Origin of the sequence: Salegentibacter sp. (assembly GCF_041642575.1) — a bacterium.
GTDB lineage: Bacteria > Bacteroidota > Bacteroidia > Flavobacteriales > Flavobacteriaceae > Salegentibacter.
On record NZ_JBEPWD010000078.1, the window covers coordinates 1 to 9,222 of the forward strand.

The following is a 9,222-nucleotide window of genomic DNA, read 5'->3' on the forward strand; positions in this document are numbered from 1 at the left end:
CCACTGGCAGAAGAGGCGATTCCGCTGCTGTGCGGAAAAGTATTTTCAGTTTTAATAATCAATTCATAGTCCTTTAAAAAAGGACAATACTTCCCGATGCGTTCAAAAAACTTTCGAATTTTCGGTTTGAAGTCGTCTTTCTTTTCTCCTTCAAAAAACAATTCAAAATCAAAATCCTCAGCTTCGGTTTCTTTTTTCTGAAATTCGAGAGTTGTAATGGTTTTACAATTTTTCAAGGTAAAACTCACCGAAGGATTCGCCGGGATCTGGTTTTCTTTTTTTCCCCAATATTTCACTAAGGCAATGTTGCTAGGGGACTGCCAGGTCACCTGGCCAGATTGCACCGACTTCTGATAATCTTCCGGAATAAAATCCTGTTCACGCATCCTAAAAAATTTTAGCAAAGATAGTTTTTAAGCTGAGATTGCCCATATGCATAACTTGTGTACTTAAACTTTCATAATTCAATTTAATTCCTATTTTAGTAGTACCTAACCAACTCGAAGATGAAAAGGAAACTTCTCATACGCAGTTCTATTGCAATTGGCATTTGTTTGCTCTTCGGTTTTGTGGGGGCGGTGGCTACTCAAACCGCCATGAATGGCTGGTACACAGCACTCGATAAGCCATGGTTTGACCCTCCGGAATGGATTTTTGGCCCGGTTTGGATGCTAATGTACATTCTTATGGGCATCGCGGCAGGAATCGTTTGGAGTAAAGGTTTTTATCATAAATGGGTGAAAACAGCCCTTTATCACTTTGGATTCCAACTCCTGTTCAACGGCTTTTGGTCCCTGCTTTTTTTCGGACTAAACAAGCCTTTCTGGGCCTTGCTTGCCGCCATCACTCTGTTCATCCTGGTTATTCTTACCATTAGATGGTTTAAAATTGTGAATAAAATCGCTGCCTACCTTCTTGTCCCCTATGCGGTATGGGTGCTTATGGCCCTAGCTTTAAATCTTGAGGTGTGGTATCTCAATTAGCACTCATCGCCTTTGCAGCTAGAAATCCGCCGGTCCAGGCATTTTGAAAATTAAATCCGCCGGTGATCGCATCTATATTCAGGATTTCCCCGGCCAGATATAGATTTTTATGCAGCTTGCTCTCAAAAGTTTTAAAATTCACTTCCTTGAGATCTACTCCACCCGCAGTCACAAATTCTTCTTTAAAAGTGCTTTTTCCGTTAACTTCGAATTCAGCATCACAAAGTTGATGATTTAAAGCTTCCAGCTGACTTTTATTCAGTTCGGCCCAGGTTTGCTCCGATTTTATTCCTGCAGCATCCACAAGACTCTGCCATAAACGTTTTGGAAGCCCAAACCTGGAGTATTTTGCCACCTGTTTTTTTGCTTCCTTAATTTTGAGATCTCTTAAATCTTCCAATATTTCTGCGGAAGTCATTTCCGGCAACCAATTCACTTTTATCTGAAACTTATAATTTTCAGCATTTAACTCCCGGGCTCCCCAGGCCGATAATTTAAGAATAGCCGGCCCGCTCATTCCCCAGTGCGTGACTAGCAAAGGGCCGCTGCTTTCTAATTTCGAATCTTTAGAATTAAATATTACCTGAACAGAAGCTTCTGTGGCAATTCCTGCAAGCCCTTTAATTCGGTTGTCTTTAATATTGAAAGTAAACAGCGAAGGTACCGCCAATACAATTTTATGCCCAAGCTTAGCGAGAAGTTTCCACATTTTAGGATTACTCCCCGTGGCCAGCATAACTTTTTCTGCTGAAAAATCTCCTTTGTTAGTTTCCACTATCCAGTTTTCTTCTTTTTTCTGAAGATCCTGAACCGAATGGTTTTTCAGCATATTTATTTTTAATCTTTCAATCTCACTCTGGAAACAATTGATGATACTATCAGAAGAATCTGAAACCGGGAAAATGCGGCCGTCTTCTTCAATCTTTAGTTCAATTCCTCTTTTTTCAAACCATTCCATCGTATCGCCGGTCATAAAACTGTGAAAGGGACCAAGTAATTCCTTTTCTCCGCGGGGATAATTCCTGCTGAGTTCTCTGGGGATAAATTCAGCGTGAGTTACATTACAGCGTCCTCCACCCGAGATCCTTACTTTGGAAAGCACTTCCTTACCACGTTCAAGGATGGCGATCTTCAAACCGCGATTCATTTCAGCAGCATTTATGGCGGTAAAAAATCCCGCGGCGCCACCGCCAATAATAATGATGTCGAAATGTTGCATTATATATTTATATTCTGTGATGCTCCTATGGAGCTAAGATTCATAATAATCTGTCAGGAAAATCTGAAATGATTCCATCTACTCCAAAATCATTCATCCGGCTAATATCATCGGGTTCATTCACCGTCCAGACATTCACTTTAAATCCAGCCTGATGAGAATTCTGAACGCTATCCCTGGTAATTATCCCTAAAGATGGATGGATGGCTTGCGCATTAAGCAATTTCCCAAGTTCGATGGCTTCACTCACACTTGCCTTACTCAAAATTCCCAAGGGAACTTTCTCATCAAGTTGCCGCATCTGGAAGAGTTCATTCTTCTGAAAACTGGACACAATGAAATCCTGGTATTTCCAGCTGCCTTTCTCTATATAATCCTGAATTATTTCTGAAGTGCCGGTGGAGGTGTTCAAACCTTTCAGCTCGATATTAATGCTGCATTTCCCCTCGATAAGATCGAGAACTTCGGTTAGCAGCGGAATGCGAAAATTTTCTTCAACCTTAAGTGATTTTAATTCCTCCCAGGCTCTTTTCGCAACTTCCCCACTTCCGTTGGTAGTGCGGTCCAGGGTGAAATCGTGTATCACCACAATTTCTCCCGAATTACATCGATGCACATCAATTTCAATGGCATCTACCTCAAGCTCTAATGCTTTTTGAATACTCTCCAGGGTGTTCTCGGCAATATGACCTTTGGCACCTCTATGCCCTATTTTCAGAATAGATTTCATAAGGCAAAGGTAAAAGCTTTATTGAAATGGATTATGCTGAAAGTAAATCTTTAGAAAGGCTTATTACAACTTAACATTTTTTTAATGTGAGCCTTTCCTAAATTTAAGGATACAACTAAAAACCATCTAAATGACTAAACCAGAAAAATTTCCGGAACAAAAACAATCCCAGCCAGGAAATGAGCATGAAATGCAACCTGAACCTGAAATTATTCGTGACAATTACCGCGGAAGTGATAAATTAAACGATAAAGTAGCCCTCATTACCGGCGGCGATAGTGGAATTGGCCGTAGCGTAGCGGTACATTTTGCCAGGGAAGGTGCCGATATTGCTATAATCTACCTCAACGAAAACGAGGATGCTTTAGAAACCAAAAACCTGGTTGAGAAAGAAGGTAGAAAATGCCTTATTCTGGAAGGTGACCTTAAAAAGGAAGAATTCTGCAAAACAGCAATCCATGATTGTATTAAAGAACTGGGAAAACTAAATATCCTGGTGAACAATGCTGCCGTACAATTCGTAAAGGAAGAAATCCAGGAATTAAGTTTTGACCAGATAAGAGAAACTTTTAATACTAATATTCTCCCTTATTTTTATATTGCCAAAGAAGGTGTCAAACATCTTAAGGAAGGTGATTGTGTTATCAATACAACCTCAGTTACTGCTTATCGTGGCAGCGAACATCTTTTGGACTATTCGAGCACTAAGGGAGCAATTGTAAGCTTTACCCGTTCCCTTTCAAAGATGTTGGTTAAAAAAAAGATAAGGGTTAATGGAGTGGCTCCGGGGCCAATTTGGACGCCGTTTATTCCTGCTTCTTTTGATAAGGTCTCAGATTTCGGAAAGGACACTCCAATGGGACGCGCCGGCCAACCCAGTGAAGTAGCTCCAGCCTATGTTTTCCTTGCCAGTGAAGACAGTAGCTATATTACCGGACAGGTAATTCATGTTAATGGGGGCGAAATAATTGGAGGTTAACACCGCTGAAAATCGAACATAAGCTCATTGAGGCTGATCAAAACACCTTTTCTAGCTCAAAGCAATCCGCATTTTCCAAAAGAAAATATAGTTTAACCGATAAAGTTTAATATTATGGACAAATGGTTTGAATTCTCTATCGAATCTTTAATAGCTATCGCAATTACTGCTGCCGGGATTTACTTTGCGGTAATCCTCTTCACACGAATAGCAGGGAAACGTAGTTTTTCTAAAATGTCCAGTTTTGATTTTGCTATGACGGTTGCCGTAGGTTCTATGATCGCTTCGACTGTGCTCAATTCTTCCGTTAGCCTTGTGCAGGGAGCTTTTGGATTAGCCTCAATTTATATTTTACAAATCCTCATCGCGCTTATCCGGCGGCATTCACCGCTTCAGAAATTAATTGACAACTCTCCTCTTTTACTTATGGATGGGCCGGAGATTTTACATGAAAACCTTAGAAAAGCCCGTCTCACCCCGGGGGATCTCCGTTCTAAACTCCGCGAGGCGAACGTCACACAATTATCCCATATAAAGGCTGTAGTGTTTGAAACGACGGGAGATATTTCTGTTTTACAAAATTCCGATAAAGAATTGGAAGTACAAACCTGGTTACTAAAAGACGTAAAACGATGACCTGGACCGATGTGTTAGGATTAGTGGCGGGAATTTGTACTACAGCAGCCGTGATCCCTCAAATAAAAAAAGCCTGGGAGACTAAGAAAGTAAAAGATGTATCCCCGGGGATGTTTACTATATTATTGATCGGTGTCTTTTTATGGGTTATCTATGGCATCACACAGAAAGATTTGCCAATTATTGCAACAAACGGAGTTTCCTTAGGCCTGAATGGAGTGATGCTATACCTGATGTTGCGTTACCGCAAAGAAGACAATTCGTAGCTGTTAATCTTCTTTAATCTTAAACTAAAGTCTTCTTAAACCCCTTCAGGATAGGTTTGAATTCGATTATTTTTGAAAAAATATGAAAATGATGAATGCTGTTAACGAGAAATTAAAGAAAAAAAACTCCGGCAAAACTACTTATAAAGAATTTAGAGATTTGATAATCAAGAATGATCATCCCTGCCTTATGGCCCAAACTGTGTTCAGTATGGATAAGGCTGAAATTCATACTTATGAAAATTTTGGTTCCCTGGAAACTGCCAGGAAAATCTTAAAAGACCTGAAACACTATCTTGCTAACTACGATTTCACTTCGAACGACTTCTACACTTTTATTGCCGCTTTTCCGGAGAAGAAAAATTACTCTGAAGAGCAATTTGAAAAATTACTCTGGAAACAGCTGCAGGCCATTCATGAGGTAGACGATCAGGACTGGGATCCTGAAGTAAGCAAAGACCCGGAAAGCAAAGATTTCAGTTTTAGTATAGCCGGAAAAGCTTTTTATATAGTGGGATTGCATCCTAACAGCAGCCGAAAAGCCAGGCAAAGCCCATATCCGGCACTTACTTTCAACCTTCATTGGCAGTTTGAGAAATTAAGAGAAATGGGTGCTTATCAAAATGTAAGGGATAAGATACGGGAACGCGATATCGAACTGCAGGGTAGTATGAACCCCATGTTAGAGGATTTTGGGAAGAGAAGTGAAGCCCGGCAATATAGCGGCCGAAAAGTTGGAGAAGAATGGAAATGTCCGTTTCTTCACGGGAAATAGCATCTGATGTACCAACCCAAAAAATACAAAAAAAAAGATCCAGAATACATCTTTAAATTTATTCAAAACCATCCCTTTGCGACATTTATACTTAAAGGGGAGCGTTTACTGGCTACCCATATCCCTGTGTTAATTGAGGGTGAGGCCGAAAATTTTAGGCTCTACGGTCATATTGCCAATCACAACGAACAATTTCAACATTTAAAGGATAATACTGAGGCCTTACTGATTTTCCAGGGAGCGCACGGATATATTTCTTCTTCGTGGTACAAAGAGAAAGACATCAGCACCTGGGATTACTCGGCAGTTCATGTGAATGTGAGGCTTAAATTACAATCTCAGGAGGAGCTGGAACAATCCCTGATCAATTTGGTGCATAGATTTGAAAAAGATCAGGAGCAACCTTTGGAGTACAGAGATATACCTTCAGAAATAATTTCAGATCACCTACCACTTATAACCGGATTTTGGTGTGAACCTTTTAAGATGGAAGGAATAGCTAAATTACACCAGGGATACGATTCAGAGGACCTCAGCAGAATCAGCAAAAAACTTCAGGAACGGGATGAACCAATGGATACTGTTCTTGAAAAAAACATTAGAGCCGAAAATGAAACAAAAGATAGATAAACAAAGTGGCGCTGCTTTTAAAATTAAAAAAGGCCAAAAATTAAAAGTGATCTCTCCGGAAGCCGAACAGGTTAGCGACATGGTTTTATTTAATGCAAAGGATACACGGGAAAAACTATCTTCAGGGAAAACCCTGGATTTTGAGGAAAATATCCTTATTACAAAAGGAAATTTTCTGTGGAGCAACAGGTCTCAAAAAATGATGGAGATCCTGGAAGACACCAATGGACGGAATGACTTTTTATTGGCACCATGCAGCCCGGAAACCTTTGCCATTATGTATGATTATAAAGGCTATCATCCCAGTTGTTTTGAAAATCTCTATATGAACCTGGAAAAATTCGATATTGAACCAGATGATATTCCCACCGCCTTTAATATCTTTATGAATGTTCAGTTTGATAGCAATGGAAAATTAAGTGTAGATCCCCCGCAAAACCAAGCTGGAGACCACGTGATTTTTGAGGCAAAAATGGATCTTATTGTAGGCCTCACCGCCTGTTCAGCTGAAGACAGTAATAATGGCAGTTTTAAGCCTATTCAATACGAAATCATCGATTAAGTTTTGACTACTTTCTTCTTTTTCGCGCTCAAACGCGTAATTAGCGATTTAAAGGAAATTAGAAAGAATGAAAAATAAAAAAAGGTCATTCCAGCAAGAATGACCTTTTTTATATCTTATAATTAAAGACTTAAGAAACTGCTTTTAGCTTCTTTATAGTAGATTTGTTGAGCTTATCTTCAGCATAATCCCTATCCACAACAAGTTTTGTTTGGTTGCTCTCAGGCATATCAAACATCGCATCGGTAAGAATCGCCTCGCACAGTGAACGCAGTCCACGGGCACCAAGTTTATACTCTACAGCTTTCTCTACGATAAAGTCCAGAGCTTCTTCTGTCATATCAAATTCGATATCGTCCATCTCAAAGAGTTTCTGATATTGCTTTACAATGGCATTCTTAGGTTCAGTAAGTATCGCTCTAAGAGTTTTCTTATCCAGCGGATTCATATAGGTTAAGGCCGGTAGCCTTCCAATAATTTCAGGGATAAGCCCAAAGTCTTTTAAATCCTTCGGAATAATATACTTCAGCAAGTTCGTGCGCTCTATATGATCGTCGCCTTTTGAGGCGCTAAAACCAACAGCCTGCATATTCAAACGCTTACTGATGTTTCTTTCGATCCCATCAAAAGCTCCTCCGGCAATAAACAGTATGTTTTCGGTGTCTACCTCAACAAATTTCTGATCTGGGTGTTTACGGCCTCCTTTTGGAGGAACATTTACCGTAGTACCCTCCAACAATTTAAGTAATGCTTGCTGAACTCCCTCTCCCGAAACATCGCGGGTAATAGATGGATTATCGCTTTTTCTGGCAATCTTATCTATTTCATCGATAAATACGATTCCGCGTTGAGCTTTCTCTACATTATAATCGGCCGCCTGAAGCAATCTGGTTAAGATACCTTCTACATCTTCTCCAACATAACCGGCTTCTGTAAGCACGGTTGCATCTACAATAGCCAAAGGTACATTGAGCATTTTTGCAATGGTTTTTGCGATAAGGGTTTTCCCGGTTCCGGTTTCCCCAACCATAATAATATTACTCTTCTGAATCTCTACATCATCATCAGATTTAGGTTGCAATAAACGTTTGTAATGGTTATAAACCGCTACTGACATGACTTTCTTGGTAGCTTCCTGCCCAATCACGTATTCATCCAAAAATGATTTGATCTTCTTTGGTTTGCTTAGCATCAAATCTGAAGAAAGCTCACGGGCTTCCCCCTGTTTTAATTCTTCCAGAACTATGCCATGCGCCTGTTCTATACAGCGATCACAAATATGAGCATCCAGCCCTGCAATTAGCAAATTGGTTTCAGGTTTTTTTCTTCCACAAAAGGAACATTCTAATTCTTCTTTCGCCATTTTGTTTAATTTAGCGCAAACAAAGGTTTGCTTAAATTATTTTCCTTCTCTCTTTAATATCTCATCAATCATACCATATTCCATCGCTTTTTCAGCCTTCATCCAATAATCACGATCACTATCTTCTTCGATTTTCTCGTAGGTTTGTCCGGAATGTTTTGCGATAATCTGGTATAATTCCTTTTTAAGGGTTAAGATCTCTCTGGCTGTGATTTCGATATCACTGGCCTGTCCCTGTGCACCACCAAGTGGTTGGTGAATCATCACCCTGGAGTGTGGCAATCCGCTTCGTTTTCCTTTTTCTCCGGCACATAACAGTACCGCCCCCATAGATGCCGCCATTCCGGTGCATATAGTTGCAATATCAGGTTTGATAAACTGCATGGTATCATAGATCCCCAGACCTGCGTAAACGCTTCCTCCAGGAGAATTGATATATATCTGAATATCCTTGGAAGCATCTGTGCTTTCCAAAAACAATAACTGTGCTTGTACAATATTGGCAACCTGGTCACTTATGCCAGTCCCCAAAAAGATGATCCTGTCCATCATAAGACGGGAAAAAACATCCATCGCTACAGCGTTCATCTGGCGCTCTTCAATGATATTGGGAGTCATGCCTACCGGATTCATACTGCTAACGATCTTGCCGTAATAATTACTATTTATGCCGTGATGTTTGGTGGCGTATTTTTCAAATTCTTTTCCGTAGTCCATTAAAATACTTTTTTTCTCGTGTTAAAAAGAAGGTTTTTCTAAACCCAAAAAGGCGTTATTCCAAACGGTTTAACGCCTTAAAGATAGGTATAAAATTCTAAAATTTCTTATTGATAGATCTCTTTCACAAATTCATCATAAGTCACTTCTTTCTCTTCAAATTTCATGTTCTCTTTATAGAAATCAAGAAGTTTTTCATTCATCAGTTGCTCAGACAAACGCTTAACTTCATCCTGATTTGAAAGGATTCTTGAAGCGATATCATCAAGTTCTTTTTCTGAAGGGTTCATCTGGCCAAATTGTGCCATTTGCTCTTTGATCTTTTCGTGAGAAAAAGCCTTCAGGTCTTCAAAATTAACCTC

At 39.8% G+C, this 9,222-nt stretch carries 11 protein-coding genes and 2 pseudogenes; 7 read left to right on the forward strand and 6 right to left on the reverse strand.

The window, feature by feature from the left end; all coding sequences use genetic code 11:
• Positions 1-386 (reverse strand): annotated as a pseudogene (locus ACESK1_RS10420) (diphosphomevalonate decarboxylase); the annotation flags it as partial.
• A 120-nt stretch (positions 387-506) separates the two neighbouring features.
• On the opposite strand from ACESK1_RS10420, the gene ACESK1_RS10425 reads away from it, so the two are divergent.
• Positions 507-983, forward strand: a complete 477-nt coding sequence (locus ACESK1_RS10425; protein WP_372920122.1) for a TspO/MBR family protein — start codon at positions 507-509, stop codon at positions 981-983.
• Here ACESK1_RS10425 and ACESK1_RS10430 read toward each other — a convergent pair.
• Together ACESK1_RS10430 and ACESK1_RS10435 are read right to left on the reverse strand one after the other, a co-directional pair.
• The gene (locus ACESK1_RS10430; protein WP_372920123.1) at positions 976-2,202 is read right to left on the reverse strand and encodes an NAD(P)/FAD-dependent oxidoreductase; all 1,227 of its coding nucleotides are present in this window, start codon (positions 2,200-2,202) and stop codon (positions 976-978) included. The genes ACESK1_RS10425 and ACESK1_RS10430 overlap by 8 nt on opposite strands.
• A gap of 40 nt (positions 2,203-2,242) precedes the next feature.
• Positions 2,243-2,932 (reverse strand): glycerophosphodiester phosphodiesterase, encoded by a 690-nt coding sequence (locus ACESK1_RS10435; RefSeq protein WP_372920124.1) that lies wholly within the window; start codon positions 2,930-2,932, stop codon positions 2,243-2,245.
• 130 nt (positions 2,933-3,062) lie between these two features.
• Between ACESK1_RS10435 and ACESK1_RS10440 the strand changes: the two genes are divergently transcribed.
• The 6 genes from ACESK1_RS10440 to ACESK1_RS10465 all read left to right on the forward strand — a co-directional run bounded on the left by ACESK1_RS10440 (position 3,063) and on the right by ACESK1_RS10465 (position 6,780).
• Complete coding sequence (locus tag ACESK1_RS10440; protein ID WP_372920125.1) at positions 3,063-3,911, forward strand: SDR family oxidoreductase; 849 nt, start codon at positions 3,063-3,065, stop codon at positions 3,909-3,911.
• A gap of 114 nt (positions 3,912-4,025) precedes the next feature.
• Positions 4,026-4,547 carry a DUF421 domain-containing protein gene (locus ACESK1_RS10445; RefSeq protein ID WP_372920126.1) on the forward strand — a complete coding sequence of 174 codons (522 nt, stop codon included), beginning with the start codon at positions 4,026-4,028 and terminating at the stop codon, positions 4,545-4,547.
• A complete protein-coding gene (locus ACESK1_RS10450) occupies positions 4,544-4,813 on the forward strand; it encodes a SemiSWEET family sugar transporter (RefSeq protein WP_372920127.1) in 270 nt (89 codons plus the stop codon). The genes ACESK1_RS10445 and ACESK1_RS10450 overlap by 4 nt, the downstream gene beginning before the upstream one ends.
• 88 nt (positions 4,814-4,901) lie before the next feature.
• On the forward strand, positions 4,902-5,588 hold the full coding sequence (gene gntA / locus ACESK1_RS10455) for a guanitoxin biosynthesis heme-dependent pre-guanitoxin N-hydroxylase GntA (protein WP_372920128.1): 687 nt from the start codon (positions 4,902-4,904) through the stop codon (positions 5,586-5,588).
• A gap of 6 nt (positions 5,589-5,594) precedes the next feature.
• Entirely contained in the window at positions 5,595-6,218 is a 624-nt protein-coding gene (locus tag ACESK1_RS10460; protein WP_372920129.1) for an FMN-binding negative transcriptional regulator, read from the forward strand.
• The gene (locus tag ACESK1_RS10465) at positions 6,199-6,780 is read left to right on the forward strand and encodes a DUF1989 domain-containing protein (protein ID WP_372920130.1); all 582 of its coding nucleotides are present in this window, start codon (positions 6,199-6,201) and stop codon (positions 6,778-6,780) included. Before ACESK1_RS10460 ends, ACESK1_RS10465 begins: the two co-directional genes overlap by 20 nt.
• A 130-nt stretch (positions 6,781-6,910) precedes the next feature.
• Here ACESK1_RS10465 and clpX read toward each other — a convergent pair whose 3' ends face one another.
• From clpX to ACESK1_RS10480, 3 genes and pseudogenes are all read right to left on the reverse strand, one after another.
• Positions 6,911-8,143 (reverse strand): ATP-dependent Clp protease ATP-binding subunit ClpX, encoded by a 1,233-nt coding sequence (clpX, locus tag ACESK1_RS10470; protein WP_372920131.1) that lies wholly within the window; start codon positions 8,141-8,143, stop codon positions 6,911-6,913.
• Between the two features lie 36 nt (positions 8,144-8,179).
• Positions 8,180-8,860 (reverse strand): ATP-dependent Clp endopeptidase proteolytic subunit ClpP, encoded by a 681-nt coding sequence (gene clpP, locus ACESK1_RS10475; protein WP_372920132.1) that lies wholly within the window; start codon positions 8,858-8,860, stop codon positions 8,180-8,182.
• Positions 8,861-8,967: 107 nt separating this feature from the next.
• Positions 8,968-9,222: pseudogene (locus tag ACESK1_RS10480) on the reverse strand (trigger factor); the annotation flags it as partial.

What these genes read in the sequence shown, in the direction of transcription:
- ACESK1_RS10435 (WP_372920124.1), bottom strand. Translation starts at nt 2,932, where the DNA reads ATGAAATCTATTCTGAAAATAGGGCATAGAGGTGCCAAAGGTCATATT.
- ACESK1_RS10460 (WP_372920129.1), top strand. Translation starts at nt 5,595, where the DNA reads ATGTACCAACCCAAAAAATACAAAAAAAAAGATCCAGAATACATCTTT.
- ACESK1_RS10445 (WP_372920126.1), top strand. Translation starts at nt 4,026, where the DNA reads ATGGACAAATGGTTTGAATTCTCTATCGAATCTTTAATAGCTATCGCA.
- clpP (WP_372920132.1), bottom strand. Translation starts at nt 8,860, where the DNA reads ATGGACTACGGAAAAGAATTTGAAAAATACGCCACCAAACATCACGGC.
- ACESK1_RS10425 (WP_372920122.1), top strand. Translation starts at nt 507, where the DNA reads ATGAAAAGGAAACTTCTCATACGCAGTTCTATTGCAATTGGCATTTGT.
- ACESK1_RS10430 (WP_372920123.1), bottom strand. Translation starts at nt 2,202, where the DNA reads ATGCAACATTTCGACATCATTATTATTGGCGGTGGCGCCGCGGGATTT.
- gntA (WP_372920128.1), top strand. Translation starts at nt 4,902, where the DNA reads ATGATGAATGCTGTTAACGAGAAATTAAAGAAAAAAAACTCCGGCAAA.
- clpX (WP_372920131.1), bottom strand. Translation starts at nt 8,143, where the DNA reads ATGGCGAAAGAAGAATTAGAATGTTCCTTTTGTGGAAGAAAAAAACCT.
- ACESK1_RS10440 (WP_372920125.1), top strand. Translation starts at nt 3,063, where the DNA reads ATGACTAAACCAGAAAAATTTCCGGAACAAAAACAATCCCAGCCAGGA.
- ACESK1_RS10450 (WP_372920127.1), top strand. Translation starts at nt 4,544, where the DNA reads ATGACCTGGACCGATGTGTTAGGATTAGTGGCGGGAATTTGTACTACA.
- ACESK1_RS10465 (WP_372920130.1), top strand. Translation starts at nt 6,199, where the DNA reads ATGAAACAAAAGATAGATAAACAAAGTGGCGCTGCTTTTAAAATTAAA.